Source organism: Pseudoduganella flava, assembly GCF_007830495.1.
Taxonomy (GTDB): domain Bacteria; phylum Pseudomonadota; class Gammaproteobacteria; order Burkholderiales; family Burkholderiaceae_D; genus Rugamonas; species Rugamonas flava.
Genome location: NZ_VLKW01000002.1, coordinates 794,582 through 811,070, shown reverse-complemented (window position 1 = coordinate 811,070; position 16,489 = coordinate 794,582). Strand labels below are relative to the sequence as shown.

The 16,489-nt window shown below is 69.8% G+C and carries 15 protein-coding genes; all 15 read left to right on the top strand.

The annotated features are described in order from the left end of the window. Positions 1-5: 5 nt before the first annotated feature. On the top strand, positions 6-1,859 hold the full coding sequence (locus IP92_RS07810; protein WP_145873947.1) for an IucA/IucC family protein: 1,854 nt from the start codon (positions 6-8) through the stop codon (positions 1,857-1,859). Further along, complete coding sequence (locus IP92_RS07805) at positions 1,853-2,650, top strand: HpcH/HpaI aldolase family protein (protein ID WP_229418674.1); 798 nt, start codon at positions 1,853-1,855, stop codon at positions 2,648-2,650. Before IP92_RS07810 ends, IP92_RS07805 begins: the two co-directional genes overlap by 7 nt. A 4-nt stretch (positions 2,651-2,654) precedes the next feature. Next, positions 2,655-4,562: an IucA/IucC family protein gene (locus tag IP92_RS07800; protein ID WP_199271886.1), complete on the top strand. Its 1,908-nt coding sequence runs from the start codon at positions 2,655-2,657 to the stop codon at positions 4,560-4,562. Positions 4,563-4,564: 2 nt separating this feature from the next. Beyond that, a complete protein-coding gene (locus tag IP92_RS07795) occupies positions 4,565-5,245 on the top strand; it encodes an RraA family protein (RefSeq protein ID WP_145874087.1) in 681 nt (226 codons plus the stop codon). A 195-nt stretch (positions 5,246-5,440) separates the two neighbouring features. Then, the gene (locus tag IP92_RS07790) at positions 5,441-7,555 is read left to right on the top strand and encodes a TonB-dependent receptor (protein WP_199271887.1); all 2,115 of its coding nucleotides are present in this window, start codon (positions 5,441-5,443) and stop codon (positions 7,553-7,555) included. Position 7,556: 1 nt separating this feature from the next. Continuing rightward, positions 7,557-7,850, top strand: coding sequence for a hypothetical protein (locus tag IP92_RS07785; RefSeq protein WP_145873945.1), 294 nt, complete (start codon positions 7,557-7,559; stop codon positions 7,848-7,850). Positions 7,851-7,885: 35 nt separating this feature from the next. After that, positions 7,886-9,427: a PepSY-associated TM helix domain-containing protein gene (locus IP92_RS07780; RefSeq protein ID WP_145873944.1), complete on the top strand. Its 1,542-nt coding sequence runs from the start codon at positions 7,886-7,888 to the stop codon at positions 9,425-9,427. Further along, positions 9,424-9,744: a DUF3325 domain-containing protein gene (locus tag IP92_RS07775; RefSeq protein ID WP_145873943.1), complete on the top strand. Its 321-nt coding sequence runs from the start codon at positions 9,424-9,426 to the stop codon at positions 9,742-9,744. Before IP92_RS07780 ends, IP92_RS07775 begins: the two co-directional genes overlap by 4 nt. A gap of 83 nt (positions 9,745-9,827) precedes the next feature. Beyond that, entirely contained in the window at positions 9,828-10,460 is a 633-nt protein-coding gene (locus tag IP92_RS07770) for a thermostable hemolysin (RefSeq protein WP_145873942.1), read from the top strand. Next, complete coding sequence (locus IP92_RS07765) at positions 10,429-11,937, top strand: AMP-binding protein (RefSeq protein WP_145873941.1); 1,509 nt, start codon at positions 10,429-10,431, stop codon at positions 11,935-11,937. Before IP92_RS07770 ends, IP92_RS07765 begins: the two co-directional genes overlap by 32 nt. Before the next feature lies 1 nt (position 11,938). Next, positions 11,939-12,610, top strand: coding sequence for an iron-containing redox enzyme family protein (locus IP92_RS07760; protein WP_145873940.1), 672 nt, complete (start codon positions 11,939-11,941; stop codon positions 12,608-12,610). Continuing rightward, positions 12,611-13,399, top strand: coding sequence for an SDR family oxidoreductase (locus tag IP92_RS07755; RefSeq protein WP_145873939.1), 789 nt, complete (start codon positions 12,611-12,613; stop codon positions 13,397-13,399). 13 nt (positions 13,400-13,412) lie between these two features. Continuing rightward, the gene (locus IP92_RS07750; protein ID WP_145873938.1) at positions 13,413-14,060 is read left to right on the top strand and encodes a tetratricopeptide repeat protein; all 648 of its coding nucleotides are present in this window, start codon (positions 13,413-13,415) and stop codon (positions 14,058-14,060) included. A 15-nt stretch (positions 14,061-14,075) separates the two neighbouring features. Continuing rightward, positions 14,076-14,789 (top strand): response regulator transcription factor, encoded by a 714-nt coding sequence (locus IP92_RS07745; protein WP_145873937.1) that lies wholly within the window; start codon positions 14,076-14,078, stop codon positions 14,787-14,789. After that, complete coding sequence (locus IP92_RS07740; RefSeq protein ID WP_229418673.1) at positions 14,786-16,264, top strand: ATP-binding protein; 1,479 nt, start codon at positions 14,786-14,788, stop codon at positions 16,262-16,264. Before IP92_RS07745 ends, IP92_RS07740 begins: the two co-directional genes overlap by 4 nt. Positions 16,265-16,489: the final 225 nt, after the last annotated feature.

Sequence of the window (16,489 nt, the reverse complement as noted above, 5' to 3'; positions counted from 1 at the left end):
AAACCATGAACATCCTGGAAGCAAAGCAAATCGAAGACCAGGCCAAGGACGCCCGCGACACGTGGACCACGGCCTGGCTGGCCGCGCTGCAATCGCCCCGCTACCGGCAAGTGGAACAACGCGTCGTGCGCCAGCTGCTGCAGGCGCTGATCTATGAAGGCGTGGTGCCTTGCGAATACGCGCGCGCGGGCCAGTTCCTCGTCGAAGGCAGCGATCCACAGGGCCGCGCCGTGCAGTACCGCTGCCCCGGCGAGATGAAGACGAGCTTCGGCCTCGTCAAGCTCGATCGCGGCCCCGTGCTGCGTGCCGCCCGCGACGAAGACGCGCGGCCGGCCACGCTCGCCGACGTGTGCGCCGAAGTCCTCGGCCGCCTGCCGCCATCGGACCGCCTGGCCGCCTTCATCGACGAGCTGGAACAGACGCTGGCCAAGGACCTGCAGGCGCACAGCCAGCCGGCAGGCGCCAGCGGCCCGGCCGCGCAGCGTGCCTACGACGAGCTGGAAGGCGACATCATGGACGCCCACCTGTACCACCCCAGCTACAAATCGCGCATCGGCTTCTCGCTGGACGACAACCGCCGCTACGGCCCGGAGTTCAAACAGCCACTCGCCCTGCACTGGCTCGCGGTGCACCAGCGCGCGGCGCGGATGAACCATTCCACGCGGCTGGATTACCGCCAGCTGATCCAGGCCGAGCTGGGCGACGCGGAATACGCCCGCTTCGCCGCGCTGCTGGCCCAGCAAGGCAAGGACATCGGCGAATACTTGCTGCTGCCGGTGCACCCGTGGCAGTGGCAGCAGCGCATCGCCACGCTGTTCCATGCGGAGCTGGCCGACGGCAGCGTCGTCTGGCTGGGCACGGGCAGCGACAGCTACCGCCCGCAGCAATCGATCCGCACGCTGGCCAACCACAGCGCCCCGGAAAAGGCGTACGTAAAGCTGTCGCTCAGCATCACGAACACGTCGACGAGCCGCATCCTCGCTGCGCACACGGTGATGAACGGTCCGATCGTCACGGACTGGCTGCACCGGCTGATCGGCAGCGACCCGACGGCCCGTGAGCTGGATTTCGTGATCCTCGGCGAAGTGCTGGGCGTGAGCTTCAACTACGACACGCTGCCGGAGCCGCGCAAGGCGCGCGCGTACGGCACGCTGGGCGCGATCTGGCGCGAGAGCCTGCACGGCTACCTGCGGGACGGCGAGGCAGCCGTGCCGTTCAACGGCTTGTGCCACGTCGACGATACCGGCAACCCGTTGATCGCCCCGTGGATCGAGCGTCACGGCGTGCACGCATGGACTGAACGCCTGCTGCACGTGGCGGTCACACCGATCATCCACATGCTGTTCGCCCACGGCATCGGCATGGAATCGCATGCGCAGAACATCGTGCTGATCCACCAGGACGGCTGGCCGGCCCGCATCGCGCTGAAGGATTTCCATGACGGTGTGCGCTACTCGCCGGCCCACCTGGCGCAGCCGGAACTGGCACCGAACCTCGTGCCCGTTCCCGCCACGCATGCGCGCATCAACCGCAACTCGTTCATCCTGACGGACGACCTGGATGCCGTGCGCGACTTCTCGTGCGATGCGTTCTTCTTCATCTGCATGGCGGAGACGGCGATCTTCCTGGCGCGCCACCACGGCTTGCCGGAGACGGAATTCTGGGCGATGACGGCAAAGCTGATCCGCCAGTACCAGCAGCGCCACCCGCAGCACGCCGAGCGCTATGCCGCGTTCGACGTGTTCGCGCCGACGTTCCAGGTGGAAGAGCTGACGAAGCGCCGCCTGCTGGGCGACGCCGAGCCGCGCTTCCGCCAGGTGCCGAACCCGCTGCACGCGTTCAGGGACGTGGCGTGCTGACCTCCAATGTACCGCGGCCGAACGCGCTGAAACAGAAGCTGCGCCGCGGCGACCCCGTGTTCGGCCTGTTCTGCTCGATGCCCGCGCCGGCCGCCGTGGAAATCGTCGGCGCGGCCGGCTTCGACTTCGTGATCGTCGACACGGAACACGTGCTGGTGAACCCGGAGACGCTGGAGAACATGCTGCGCACGGCCGAGGCGATGGGCATCACGGCCCTGGTGCGCATCGCGAACGGCGCGCGGATCGACCCGAAGGAAATCCTGCGCGCGCTGGACGGCGGCGCGCAGGGCATCGTCGCGCCATGCGTGGAAACCGCGGAAGCGGCGCGCCAGCTCGTCGCCGCCTGCAAATATCACCCACACGGCAACCGCAGCCTGAACGCGGGCCGTCCCGGTGCGTTCGGCCGTTCCAGCCTGGCCGAGTACGTGGTGCGGGCCAACGACGAAATCATCGTCGTGCCGATGATCGAAAGCGGCGCAGGTGTACGGCAGATCGTCGACATCCTCGCCGTGCCGGGCATCGACATGGTGCTCGAAGGCGCGGCCGACCTGTCGCAATCGCTCGGCATGCCGTGGCAGACGGCTGCACCAAGCGTGCAGGAAGCGCTGTTGCACGTGCAGCAGGCGTGCCGGCAGGCCGGCATCCCTTACTGCGCCATTCCCCGCGCCGACGGCGACGTGGCGACCTGGCGCGCGCGCGGCGTGCACGCGTTCGTGCTGGGCGACGAGCGCGGCATCGCCTTCCGGGCCTTGCAGGCCAAACTGAAATCGATGACTCTTGATGAAGGATGACTACGTGAACAACGAAGAACAACTGCAAACCGAGGCCGCGGAACTGGTGCTGCGCGACCTGATCGACTGCCTGCTGGCCGAAGGCCTGTTCGATGCGGCCCACCCGCAACTGCTGCCTGCCTCCGAATGGCCGCCGGCGCTGGGCACGCTGCCCCAGGGCACGCTGGTATGGCAATGGACGCTCGCCGCCGCGCCGCTCGACCGCGTGGTGGTGCCTGTCGTACGCGGCATCGCCCAGCCGGTGCAGTGCGCGCCCGGCATTCCAGCGCAGGCATGGCGCATCGCGGCGCAAGACGAGCCGGCCGCGCTGGACCCGGCCGGCCTGGTGCGCCTGCTGATCGCCCATGCGCCCGACAGCTTCATTCGCGACAACGAGCAAGGTGCCGCGATGTTCCTCGACTGGATCGAGGACTCGGTACGGCAGACGGCATGGTCGCTGGCGCACGCGGTCGACACGGCCACCGTGCTGGAGGGCTCGGCCGCCGCTGCGTTCCGCACCCTGGAGCAGTGCGCATCGCTGCGCGACCGGCCGTTCCACCCCGTCGCCAAGGCCAAGAAAGGGTTCGATCGCGCCGACTACCATGCCTACATGGCCGAATTCGGGCGAGAGGTGCCGCTGCGCTGGGTGGCCGTGCGGGCCGACTCCGTCGCCTGCGGCAACGGCGTCGACGATCCCCGCGAAACGCGCCCGGAGCGCTTCCTGCTCGATGACGGGGAGCGGCAGGCGCTGCATGCGGAGATGGCGGCGCGCGGCATCGGCGCCAGCCACGTCGCGCTGCCCGTCCACCCGTGGCAGCTCGCCCACGTGCTGCCGAAGATGCTGCCGGCCGAACTGGCCGACGGCACCTGCGTGCCGCTGGACTTCGCGCATGGCGGCTTCGTGCCGACGTCGTCGGTGCGTTCGCTGGCGCCCGTGTCAAGCAGCCACCATCACCTGAAGCTCCCGCTGGGCATCCACTCGCTGGGCGCGTCGCGCTATCTGCCGGCGATCAAGATGATCAACGGCCAGCGCAGCGAAAGCCTGCTGCGCCGCGCCCTTGCACTGGACCCGGTGCTGACCCAGCGCGTGTTCCTGTGCGACGAAACGAAATGGTGGGCCTACCTGCCGGAGCAGGCGACGTTGTTCGACGAAGGCCCGCGCCACCTGGCCGCGATGGTGCGCAGCTACCCGCATGCGCTGACCCAGGATGCGGAATGCCGGCTGGTGCCGATGGCGGCGCTGGGCGTGCCGCTGGCACCGCGGGACACGCACTTCTTCGACGCGTGGCTGCGCCAGCGCCGGCTGCCGGCCGAACCGGGCCCCGTACTCGCGCTGCTGCGGGAACTGTGCGAAGTCTTCTTCGACATCAACCTGCGCATGTTCCGCCTGGGCCTCCTGGCCGAGGTGCATGGCCAGAACGCGGTGCTGGTGTGGCGCGCCGGCCGCGCCACCGGCCTGCTGCTGCGCGACCACGATTCGCTGCGCGTGCACGTGCCGTGGCTGGAGCGCCAGGGCCTGGCCGATCCGGAATACCAGCTGAAGCCCGGCCATGCCAACACGCTGTACCACGCCACGCCGGAAGACCTGCTGTTCTACCTGCAGACGCTGGCCATCCAGGTCAACGTACGCGCGATCTTCGAGACCGCCGAAGCCCGTTACGGTGTCGCGGCCAGCCAGGCATGGGCGATGCTGCGCGACGTGCTGGAGCAGGCGATCGAGCGCATTGACTTCGGCAGCGAGGCGCGCGCGATGCTGCGGGACCGGCTGTTCGACGCGCCGGAGTGGCCGTTGAAACTGCTGGTGCGGCCGATGATCGAGCGCGCCGCGGGCCCGGGCAGCATGCCGTTCGGGAAGAGCGTCACGAGCAATCCGTTCCAGGCGGCGCCCGCGCACCACGCCACACCGCCGGAAGACTCGGCAGCCGCCGCGTGAGCATGCCGAGCTGCAGCCCGCATGACCTGCAGCCCCGCGTGCAGGGTGTCGATGCCGCGCTGCTCGCGCTGTACGCCGGCATCGATGCGTCGACGATCGGCCACGTGACGGAAGACGGCTACGTGCGCGGCGTGCAGCCGCTGTTCCGGCCGATCCGGCTGCTCGGCAACGCCGTCACCGTGCGATTGCCGGCCGTCGACGGCAGCGTGTTGCGCCCCGCGCTGATCGCCAGCCGCCCCGGCGACGTGCTGGTGATCGAGATGGCGCCCGGCGACGAGCACCGCGCGTGCTGGGGCGAGCTGCGCACGCTGGCCGCGCGCATCAAGGGCCTGGCCGGCGTCGTCATTGCCGGCTGCGTCACCGACGTGCGCGCGGTGACGGCACTCGGCTTTCCCGTCTTCGCCGAAGGCATCAGCGCCGTCACGACGCGGCCGCTGGACATGGGTGGCGCCGTCAACGTCCCTGTGCGCATCGGCGACGTGACGGTGCGCCCCGGCGACCTTGTGGTCGGCGACGACGACGGCCTCTTCATCCTCGATCCGGCCCGCGCGGCCGGCATTGGCGCGCGGGCCGCGCAGCGCGCCCAGGCGGAAGCGGAGCGGCGCCGGCGACTCGCCGCGCAGCTGCCGACACAATTGTCCGCACAATTGTCAACACAACTGCCGGTGACAACGTCCGCTTGACTTCAGGGCAATACGCGTATGATAATGAGAAACATTCTCATTTAGCCAGCCACGCGTGCATGCGTCCGCATGCGAAGCCAGCCCTGCAGTAACCCATGAGTACCACTGCGCGCCCTCCCCTTGCGCCGGGGCCGGGCGGCGCATGTCCATCATTTCAAACACGCTGGGGAGATTTCTGTGCAGTCGTACAAGGTCATGCCGTTCCAACTCCGTCCGCTGGCTGCGGCCATGCTGCTCGCCATCGGTGCGCCCGCGTCCGCGCAAACGCAGGCCGCCGCCGCGGAAGCGCTGATGCAGCCCGTGATCATCACCGCCTCGCGCTCGAACATCGAAGTCGACAAGGCGCCGCAAACGGTCGTCGTGATCGAGAAGGAAGACATCGCCCGGCAGCTGTCGATCTCCACCAATTCGTCGGACGTGCTGAGCAACCTGCTGCCGTCGTACACGCCCAGCCGCGGCAAGATGAACGGCTCCGGCGAAACGCTGCGCGGCCGCACGCCGCTGATCCTGATCGACGGCGTGCCGCAATCGAACCCCGTGCGGCCGACGGGCCGCGAGGCGCACACGATCGATTATTCGATGGTCGAGCGCATCGAGATCGTCCAGGGCCCGAACGCCATCAACGGCCTGGGCGCGACGGGCGGCACGATCAACATCATCACGCGCAGCCCGGAAAAGGGTTCGTTCAACCAGTCCCTGGACGTGCAGGTGACGGCGCCGACGACGGACGTAAATTCGGATGTCCTCGGCTACAAGACGACCTACCGCGCGGACGGCCGCGGCGACAAGCTCGAATACCTCTTTTCCCTCGGCTACGAGGACCAGGGCCTGTACCTGGACGGCGCCGGCCGGCCCATCGGCGTGGACGTGACGCAGGGCGACCTGATGGATTCGCGCAGCTACGACGTGCTGGCCAAGATCGGCTACCGCCCGGGCGACAAGCAGAAGCTGCAGTTCTCGGTGAACCGCTACCGCATCAAGTCGAAGGCCAACTACGTGGGCGTGGCGGGCAACCGCACGCTGGGCATCCCCTCCACGTCCGTCGAAGGCACGCCGCCCGGCACGCCGGCGTGGAACGACGTGTGGACGGCCAGCGCCAGCTACAACCACTACGACCTGCTGGGCATGGAACTGTCCGCGATGGCGTTCCGCCAGGAGTTCGAAGGCCTGTTCGGCGCCGACAACTCGGCCACGTTCCAGGACGTGACGATCGCCCCGCGCGGCAAGCTGTACGACCAGTCGCGCTCCGTCGCGAAGAAGTACGGCAGCAAGGTGGGCTTGACGAAGGACGGCCTGTTCGCCGGCCGCGCCAAGCTGACGGTGGGCTTCGACACGCTGGTCGACGAAGGCAAGCAGGACATGTACGGCACCGGCCGCACGTTCGTGCCACAGTCGAAGTACACCAACCTGTCGCTGTTCGCGCAGGGCGAGTACAAGGTGATCGACACCGTGACCGTGCACGCGGGCGTGCGCCGCGAGAACGCCGACCTGAAGGTGGACACCTACCGCACCCTGGCCGCCTACAACAACACGCTCGTCGAGGGCGGCAAGATCAAGTTCAACGAAACGCTGGCCAATGCAGGCATCGTGTTCACGCCGGTCGACGGGATCAGCCTGTACGCCAGCTATTCGGAAGGCTTCGGCCTGCCGGACATCGGCCGCACGCTGCGCTCGATCAACACGCCGGGCCAGAGCATCGCCAGCCTGCGCAGCCTGGAACCGATCCTGACGGACGGCGTCGAATTCGGCGCCCGCGCCCGCAAGGGCAACTGGGAAATGGATGCGTCCTGGTACCGCTCCGACTCCGACTACGGCGCGCGCGTCGTCTCGAATAATGGCGTGTTCGCGATGGCGCGCGAGAAGACGCGGCTGGAAGGTGTCGATGCCAGTGTGGCCTACCGCTTCAACGCGGCGCAGCGCGCCAGCCTGTCGTATGCGCACACGAAGGGCCGCTACGACAGCGATGCGAACGGCAGCCTGGATGCGAAGCTGGACGGCCTGAACGTGGCGCCGGACCGCCTGCTGGCGTCGTGGACCGCGAACTGGACGGACAAGCTGTCGTCGTTCGTGCAGGTGCAGCACGCGTTCAGCCAGACGTTCGACGACCCGGCCAAGGCGTTCTCCGGCTACACGCTGGCCGACGCGACGCTGAGCTACAAGCTGCCCAAGGGCGACGTGCGGATCGGCGTCGCGAACCTGTTCGACAAGTCCTACATCACCTACTACTCGCAAAGCGCGCTGGTCGAGCCGGCCCGCTACTTCGCGGGGCGCGGCCGCACGGTGACGCTGGGCTACGCGGTGCGCTTCTGACATGGTCCGCCACGCCGCCATTCCTGTGACTCTGCGCGTCGTTGGCGCCGTCGGCGGCGGCTACGTGGTGACGGCGTCCACCGTCGCGGCACTGGCCGCCGTGCTGGCCGCGTGCGGCGTGGCGCGGCCGGACGCGGTGGTGCTGGCGTCCATCGGCGGCTTCCTGCTGTACCTGGCGCTGCTGCTGTGGGCGTTCACCGTAAAAAGCGTGACCCGGCTGTGGTTCGCGCTGGCGGGCGGCGCGACGCTTGCGCTGTCGCTGACATGGTCGCTGGCGGCGATTCTGCCGCACTGAGTTACCGCACTGAGTTGCCGCACTGAGGAGAGCACATGGAAAACACGTTCCGGCAATCGATGGCATGGCTGCACACATGGGCGGGCGTCGTGCTCGGCAGCGTGCTGTTCGCCGTGTTCTGGATGGGCACCCTGTCCGTGTTCGACCGCGAGATCGACCGGTGGATGATGCCGGCCACGCGCCTGCCGGCGGCCACCGAACCCGTGTCGCTGGACCGCGTCGCGCAGCTGGTCGCGCCAGCCGTGCCGCAACGCGCCAGCCAGTGGCGCGTCGACCTGCCGACCGAGCGCGTGCCGGTGCTGCGCTTCACGTACAAGGCGGGCAAGGACGAGGTGCCGGTGCGCCAGATCGACCCGGAACGCATGGCCTTCGTGCCGGACCCCGGCACCAAGGGCGGCAGCGGCTTCATCTTCCCGTTCCACTACGGCCTGCACCTGAAGTGGAACGCGATCGGCTCGTGGATCGTCGGCGCTTGCGCGATGGGCATGCTGGTGCTGCTGGTGACGGGCGTGATCGTCCACCGCAAGATCTTCGCGCAGTTCTTCACATTCCGCCCCCACAAGCGGCTGCAGCGCGCAAGCCTGGACCTGCACAACCTCTCCGGCGTGCTGGCACTGCCGTTCCACTTCACGATGACGCTCTCCGGCCTCATCATCTTCTTCTCGATCTTCTTCCCGCAGGCGCACGTTGGCGTGTACGGCGACGGCAAGGACGGCAAGGCCGCGTTCACCGAGGAAGCCTACGGCAAGTACGCGCGGCCGAAGGCAAAGGCGCCCGGCACGCTGGCGTCGCTGGACGCGATGGCGGCCCAGGCCGAGCGCCTGTGGGGCGGCGGCAAGCCATATTTCGTGCGCGTGTGGCACCCGGGCGACGCCAACAGCTACGTCGAGCTGCGCCGCTCGTATGCGCGCGACGTGACGATGAACCTGGACCAGATCTATTTCGACGGCGCCACCGGCGCCGTGCTGAAACGCTTCGAGGCGACGCCCGTGATGACGGCGCAGCGCTTCATCTCCGGCATCCACTTCATCCAGTTCCAGCACTGGCCGCTGCGCTGGCTGTACTTCGCCGGCGGGTTGACGGGCTGCCTGTTGATCGCCACCGGCTTCCTGTTCTGGCTGGAGGGGCGGCGCGCCCGGCACACGCAGCGGCGCCTGGCCGGCGTGCGGGTCGTCGAGGGCCTGACGATCGGCAGCGTGACGGGCATCGTCATCGCCACGCTGGCGTTCTTCGCGGCGAACCGGCTGCTGCCGGCCGATGCCGCGTTCGCCGGCGCGGAGCGCGCCGCGCTGGAGATGTGGGTGTTCTACCTGACCTGGCTCGGCACGTTCGCCCATGCGTGGCTGCGGCCGGCGGGCGCGTGGCGCGCCCAGGCCCTGGCGATCGCCGTGCTGGCACTGGCCTGCGTGCTGCTCGACGCGGCGACGACGGGCGCGCACATGCTGCACCCCGCGGCGGCCGGCATGGATGCGCTGCTGGTGGCGCTGGCCGCGCTGGCCGGCGCGGCGGCACGGCGCCTGGCCGGCCAGCCGCTGCGCCGGCCCGCGCCGGCGCCGGCACTGGAGCGGCAGGCATGAGCGCGCTGCAGTTGCTTGCCGCGGCCGCGCTGTGCTACGGCGGCTTCGCCTGCCTGGCGCTGGCGATGCCGGATCATTGGGTGCAGGCGGGCGGCCGGCAGGAAGCCGCCGCGACGCTGTGCCGGCCGTTGCGCCGCGCCGGCGCCATGCTCCTTGCCGCCGCGTATGCACTGTGCGTGTGCCGCGACGGCGCCAGCTTCGGCACCCTGCTGTGGGTGGTGCTGGTATCGGCCGGCGCGCTGGCCGTGGCGCTGACGCTGACGTGGCGGCCGCACTGGCTGCTGGCACCGGCACGGGCGCTGCGGCACCGGGCCTGACGGCCCCGATCACACGCTACAATTCATCTGGCGTTAATCTTCGCCGCCTAACGTTGTCCTGTCGCAACAGACAGGAAAACGTCATGTCCATCGCCTTGCTGCCCTCCGCGTGGCCGGCCGCCGCGCCGGAGCCGCCCCGCGCCGCCGCGCCCTGCCTCGTCTGGGCGGGCCCCGGCCACCCCGAACGCGCCAGCCTGCAAGCCTTCATCGCCGCCGGCTTCGCGCAAGCCTATGGCGCCCAGGTCAGGCACTTCTGCGACACGCTGGTCGGCTGCCGCGGGCCCGACGGCTCCTGGGCCGCGGCGCTCGGCTACACGCTGGGGCGCGACGGCCGCTTCTTTCTCGAACAATACCTGGACAAGCCCGTCGAAGAGGCGATCGCACGGCTGGCCGGCGTGCCCGTCGGGCGCGCCAGCATCGTCGAAGTGGGCAACCTGACGGCGCGCAGCGCCGGTGCCGCGCGCCAGCTGATCGGCCTGATGACGCACCACCTGCACGGCCAGGGCCTGCGCTGGGTGACGTTCACCGCCACGCGCGCCCTGCTGAACTCGTTCACCCGGCTGCGGCTGCAACCGGCCGTGCTGGGCGATGCCGATCCCACCCGGCTGCCAGGCGGCGCCGCGGACTGGGGCACCTATTACGCAACCTCGCCGAAAGTCATGTTCGGCAATATCGGATCAGGCCATGCACAACTTGTACAACAACGGGGCGCCTGACGTGGAACTTGCGTCCGCACTCACGTCGACCCTCAACGACGCCAACGACGCCGTGCTCTTGGCCGGCCCCGCCGGCACATGGACGGGCGCCGAGCTGCACCGGCGCGTCGCCGACCTGGCCGCGCTGCTGCGCGAACGCTTCGCCCCCGGCACGGCGCTCGGCATCCTGGCGGACAACTCGCCGGACTGGATCGTCGCCGACCTGGCCACCCGCGCCGCCGGCCTGGCGCTGGTGCCGCTGCCGTCGTTCTTCACGCCGGCCCAGTGGGCCCATGCGCTGCAGGCGGCGCAGGTGCAGGCGCTGTTCTGCGCGCAGGCCGGCCACGCCGCCGCGCTGGGCTATGACGTGCCGCTGCCCTGCCCCGGCGGCCTGGTGCTGCAAAACCGCGCCGATGCCGGCAGCGTGGCCCTGCCGGGCATCCAGAAGGTCACGTTCACGTCCGGCACGACGGCGCAACCGAAAGGCGTGTGCCTGACCGCCGCCCAGCAATGGGAGCTGGCCGCGACCTTGCGCGACCTGCTCGCGCCGCTGGGCATCCGGCGTCACCTGAACCTGCTGCCGCTGCCGGTGCTGCTGGAGAACATCGCCGGCCTGTACACGGCGCTGCTGTCGGGCGCCACGAACATCTGCCTGCCGCTGGCGCAGGTGGGCCTGTCCGGCGCGTCCGGCTTCGATGCGCAGGCGTGCCTGGGCGCGATCGCCGAACACGGCGCCGAGAGCGTGATCCTGCTGCCGCAGATGCTGCACGCGCTGGTCGCCGCCGCTCAGCCGGGCGACGCACGCCTGGCCACGCTGAAGTTCATCGCCGTCGGCGGCGCCCGTACGCCGCCGGCGCTGATCGCCGCCGCGCGCGCCAAGGGCTTCCCCGTCTACGAAGGCTACGGCCTGTCCGAATGCGGCTCCGTCGTCGCGCTGAACCTGCCCGGTGCGGACCGCGTCGGCAGCGCCGGCCGGCCGCTGCCGAACCGGCGCGTGCGCATCGCGGCCGATGGCGAGATCGAAGTGGGCGGCGGCACGATGGCCGGCTACCTGGGCGCCCCCGCCGCGCAGGACGACTGGCTCCCCACGGGCGACCTGGGCCGCCTCGATGCCGACGGCTTCCTGCACGTCGATGGCCGCAAGAAGAACGTGCTGATCACCGCCTACGGCCGCAACGTGTCGCCGGAATGGCCCGAAACGGCGCTGTTGGGCGCCGGCGCAGGCGTCCAGGCCGTCGTGTTCGGCGACGCGCAACCCTACCTGGTCGCCGCCATCGTGCCGGCGCGGGCGGACGTGCCGGATGCGCTGATCGCCGCCGCGGTCACGCGCGCCAACGCCGACCTGCCCGATTACGCGCAGGTGCGGCGCTGGTTCCGCGCCGCGCCGTTCACGCCGGCCGACGGCACCGCCACCACCAACGGCCGGATCCGGCGCGATGCGGCCGCCAGCCGCTGCGCCGCCCAGCTCGCAGCAGCCTATCAACCCGATGGAGAATGACATGCAGTTTTTTGACACGCTGTGCGCCCGCACCGCCGCCGACCGCGAACGGCTGTTCGCCGTGCCGGTGATCCAGGATGCGCTGCGCGGCGACATCGTCACCGCCCAGTACATCGCCTTCCTCGGCCAGGCCTATCACCACGTGCGCCACACCGTGCCGCTGCTGATGGCCTGCGGCAGCCGGCTCGACAACCGCCACGGCTGGCTGCGCAACGCCATCGCCGAGTACATCGAGGAAGAGCTGGGCCACGAGGAATGGATCCTGTCCGACATCGCCGCATGCGGCGGCGACGCGGAACAGGTGCGCGCCTCGGCGCCGCACCCGACCACCGAGATGATGGTCGCCTACGCGTACCACCAGGTCGACCGGCACAACCCCGTCGGTTTCTTCGGCATGGTGCACGTATTGGAAGGCACCAGCACGGCGCTGGCCACGAACGCCGCCGCGACGATCGCCGGCACGCTGAAGCTGCCGCCGAACGCGTTCACCTACCTGAACTCGCACGGCAGCCTGGACCTGGAGCACGTGGAATTCTTCAAGGGCCTGATGAACCGCCTCGACGACGCCGCCGACCAGGACGCCGTGGTGCACTGCGCGGCGATGTTCTACCGGCTGTACGGCGACATCTTCCGCAGCCTGCCGCGGCGTGCCGACAGCCTGGCTGGAGCGTAAATGAGCACCTTGCCCCATCGCGCGGTGCTGACCGGCGCCACCGGCGGCATCGGCCGCGCCATCGCGCGGAGCCTGGCGCCGTCGTGCGAATGGCTCGTCGTGTGCAGCCGCGACGGCGCTGCGCTGGCCGCGCTGCGCAACGAGCTGGGCGCCGGCCGCGTGCACGCGGTCCAGGGCGACCTGACCGACGACGCCACGCTGGCCCGGGTCGCGGCGCAGGTCGCCGAGCTGGGCGCGCCGAACCTGTTGATCAACAATGCCGGCATGGGCGACTTCCATGCGTTCGAAAGCCAGGACGCCGCGCGCATCCGCGCGCTGCTGGCGACGAACCTGCTGGCGCCGATCCTGCTGACGCAGCGCCTGCTGCCGCTGCTGCGGCAGGCGCCAGTGGCGCAGATCGTCAACGTCGGTTCGCTGTTCGGCTACATCGGCTACCCCGGCTTCGCGGCGTACGCGGCCAGCAAGAGCGGCCTGCGCGGCTTCACGCAGGCATTGCGCCGCGAACTGGCCGATACGCCCATCGCCGTGCGCCACTTCATCCCGCGCGCCACCCGCACGGCGATCAACAGCGCCGCCGTCGACGCGCTGAACGACGAGATGGGCACCCCGGTCGATGCGCCGGAAGACGCGGCCGCCCAGCTGCTGCGCTTCCTGGCCGGCAGCGCCTGGGAACGCAAGCCGGGCGTCAAGGAAGCGCTGCTGGTGCTGCTGAACCATGCGCTGCCGGGCCTGCCCGACAAGGCGATCCGCGGCCAGCTGCCCGGCATTCGCAAACATATGCCAAAATGAGGAGGAAATACCGATGAAGACGATCGAACGCACGGCCGTGCTGCTGTGTGGCGCCCTGCTGGCCGCCGCCGCGCATGCCGGCCCCGCCGAAGACGCCGTGGTCCGGCTGCAGCACGGCTGGGAAGAGGTGAAATACGCCGCCCCGGCGCCCGAGCAGGAAAAACGCTTCGAGCGGCTGGCCGCGCAGGCGGACGAGGCATTGGCACGCTATCCGGACCGTGCGGACGTGCTGATCTGGCACGGCATCGTCAAGGCCAGCTATGCGGGCGCCAAGGGCGGGCTGGGCGCGCTGTCGCTGGCGAAGGGCGCGCGGCAGGACTTCGAGCAGGCGCTGCGGATCGATCCGAAGGCACTGGCCGGCTCGGCCTACACGAGCCTGGGCTCGCTGTACTACCAGGTGCCCGGCTGGCCGATCGGCTTCGGCAACGACAAGAAGGCGGAGGAAAACCTGAAGCAGGGCCTGGCATTGAACCCGGACGGCATCGACCCCAACTTCTTCTACGGCGACTACCTGTACCGGAACGGCAAGCTGGACGACGCCGAGCGCTACCTGCGCAAGGCATTGCAGGCGCCGCCCCGGCCCGACCGCCAGATGGCGGACGAGGGGCGCCGCAAGGAAATCAATGCGCTGCTGGCGAAGATCGCGGAGCAGCGCCGTTAAGGAGGAACCCGGCCGATGCGCATCCTGCTGGTCGAAGACGACGAATCGCTCGCCTCGGGCTTGCTGCTGGCATTGCGCCGCGCCGGCTACACGGTGGAACACGTCCAGGACGGCGCGGCGGCGGTGCGCGCGCTGACGGACAACCACTTCGACCTCGTGATCCTCGATCTCGGCCTGCCCCGCCTGGACGGCACCGAGGTGCTGGCGGCGCTGCGGCGCGGCGGCAGCGCGATCCCGGTACTGGTGCTGTCGGCCCGCGACGCCGTGCGCGACCGCATTGGCGCGCTCGACCTGGGCGCCGACGACTACCTCGTCAAGCCGTTCGACCTGGACGAGCTGCTGGCCCGCCTGCGCGTGCTGGAGCGGCGCCGCGTCGGCCTGCCCGTCAACCGGCTGCGCCTCGGCGAGCTGGAACTGGACCTGGCCGCGCTGTCGGTGCGCTGGCAAGGCAAGCCCGTCGAACTGCAGCTGCGCGAATTCATGCTGCTGAAGCGGCTGGCCGAACACCCGCACAAGGTCTTCCACCGCAACGAGCTGGAGGAATCGATCTATGGCTGGGGCGACGGCGTCGCCAGCAACGCCATCGACGTCTACGTGCACCACCTGCGCAAGAAGATCTCGCCGCGCATCGTTGAAACCGTGCGCGGCATGGGCTATCGCATCGGCCAGGCCGACGTTGCCGACGCCGAAACCGCCGAACCGGCCGCCCCGGCCGATACCGCGCCATGACGCGCCGCGTGCCGACGATCCGGCGCCGCCTGCTGGTGCGCCTGATCGTGTGCGTGCTGGCCATCTTCGGCGTGATCAGCCTGGCGGCCCACCTGACGGCGCGCCACGAATCGGAGGAATTCTTCAGTGCCCGCCTCGCCAGCTCGGCGCGCATCCTGCAGGCGCTGCTGGCGAACCAGCTGGAAACGGCCACCGTCGAGCAGCCGATCGACATCGAGATTCCCCGCGGCGTGCCGGAATCGGGCGGGCCGACGCGCTTCGGTCATCCCTACGAACACAAGATCGCATTCCAGGTGTGGCGCGCGGACGGCAAGCTGCTGGCGCGCTCCGCCACGGCGCCGGGGCAGCCGCTGGGCGCCTTCACCGCCGGCTACAGCAGCAGGACGATCGACGACGACGTGTGGCAGGTCTTCGCGCTGCGCTCGGGCCAGGTGTGGATCTTCGTGGCCGAGAAGGACGAGGTACGCGAGGAGATGGTCGAGGAACTGGGCACGTCGGTGCTGATTCCCGTGATCGTCGGCGGCATCGCCCTGCTGCTGACGGTGAACCTGGTGCTGGCGTCGACCCTGGCGCCGCTGCGTACGCTGGCCGACAACATCGCCCGCCGCGCGCCCGATTCGCTGTCGCCCGTCGACCTGCCGGAAGTGCCGGGCGAGCTGGCGCTCGTCGTCGATGAGCTCAACAGCCTGCTGCGGCGCATGCGCGAGGCGTTCCAGCGCGAGCAGCGCTTCATCGACGCGGCCGCCCACGAGCTGCGCACGCCGCTGACGGCCGTGCAGCTGCACGTGCAGAACGCGCTGCAGGCAGGCGACGACGACGGCGAGCGCGCCCGTTCGCTGGACGAGGCGCTGTGCGCGCTGCGCCGCACGATCCACCTCGCCGAACAGTTGCTGACGTTCAGCCGGCTGGCGTCCGGCACCGACCTGCTGCGGCACGAACCCGTTGTCCTCGCCGACGTGTGCCGTGGCGTGATGCAGATGCAGCGGCCGCTGCTCGAGCGCAAGGGCCAGTCGGCGCGGCTCGCCGCCCCGGACGATGCCGTGATCGACGGCGATCCCTACCGGCTGCAGCAGCTGGTGCGCAACCTGGTCGACAACGCGTCGCTGCACGGCGCCGCGCTGGGCGTCATCGACATCGACGTGGCACGGCACGACGGCACCGTTGTGCTGCGCGTCGCCAACGATGGGGCGCCGGTGCCGGAAGCGGAGGCCGCCCAGGTGTTCACGCCCTACTACCGCCGCGACGGCAAGGCCGACTTCGGCGCGGGCCTCGGCCTGTCGATCGTGCACGAGATCGCGAAACAGCATGGCGCCGCCATCCACCTCGGCGCCAAGCCCGACGGCCAGGGCTGCGTCGTCAGCATCGCCTTCGCCGCCGCCCGCGACGGCGGCACGGCGGACCCGGACGAGGCCGGCGCGCATGCAGCTGCACATCCCACTGAGCATCCCGACGCGCTGTCGACCCACCGTCAGTGACGCCCGCAGCACGCCCGCGGCGGGCGCTCCACGCTGTTGCGTACAGTACGCCGAATATTGTCAACAATGCAGCTTGATGATATCTTCCCCGTGTTGAAGCGAGCTTGTGCGTGACTGGCGTCATCGAAGCCACGTCTTGTTCGTACCACCTAACAATAGCAATTCCCCGGCGGCAAAATTCGCCTCCATGCGGCGGCCACGGGCGGCCGGTCGTTAGGCCCGCGG

Bases quoted from the DNA above. Each gene is read 5' to 3' on its own strand.
- IP92_RS07810 (WP_145873947.1), top strand. From the start codon at position 6: ATGAACATCCTGGAAGCAAAGCAAATCGAAGACCAGGCCAAGGACGCC.
- IP92_RS07765 (WP_145873941.1), top strand. From the start codon at position 10,429: ATGCACAACTTGTACAACAACGGGGCGCCTGACGTGGAACTTGCGTCC.
- IP92_RS07780 (WP_145873944.1), top strand. From the start codon at position 7,886: ATGGAAAACACGTTCCGGCAATCGATGGCATGGCTGCACACATGGGCG.
- IP92_RS07750 (WP_145873938.1), top strand. From the start codon at position 13,413: ATGAAGACGATCGAACGCACGGCCGTGCTGCTGTGTGGCGCCCTGCTG.
- IP92_RS07770 (WP_145873942.1), top strand. From the start codon at position 9,828: ATGTCCATCGCCTTGCTGCCCTCCGCGTGGCCGGCCGCCGCGCCGGAG.
- IP92_RS07755 (WP_145873939.1), top strand. From the start codon at position 12,611: ATGAGCACCTTGCCCCATCGCGCGGTGCTGACCGGCGCCACCGGCGGC.
- IP92_RS07760 (WP_145873940.1), top strand. From the start codon at position 11,939: ATGCAGTTTTTTGACACGCTGTGCGCCCGCACCGCCGCCGACCGCGAA.
- IP92_RS07775 (WP_145873943.1), top strand. From the start codon at position 9,424: ATGAGCGCGCTGCAGTTGCTTGCCGCGGCCGCGCTGTGCTACGGCGGC.
- IP92_RS07745 (WP_145873937.1), top strand. From the start codon at position 14,076: ATGCGCATCCTGCTGGTCGAAGACGACGAATCGCTCGCCTCGGGCTTG.
- IP92_RS07740 (WP_229418673.1), top strand. From the start codon at position 14,786: ATGACGCGCCGCGTGCCGACGATCCGGCGCCGCCTGCTGGTGCGCCTG.
- IP92_RS07790 (WP_199271887.1), top strand. From the start codon at position 5,441: ATGCCGTTCCAACTCCGTCCGCTGGCTGCGGCCATGCTGCTCGCCATC.
- IP92_RS07795 (WP_145874087.1), top strand. From the start codon at position 4,565: ATGCCGAGCTGCAGCCCGCATGACCTGCAGCCCCGCGTGCAGGGTGTC.
- IP92_RS07785 (WP_145873945.1), top strand. From the start codon at position 7,557: ATGGTCCGCCACGCCGCCATTCCTGTGACTCTGCGCGTCGTTGGCGCC.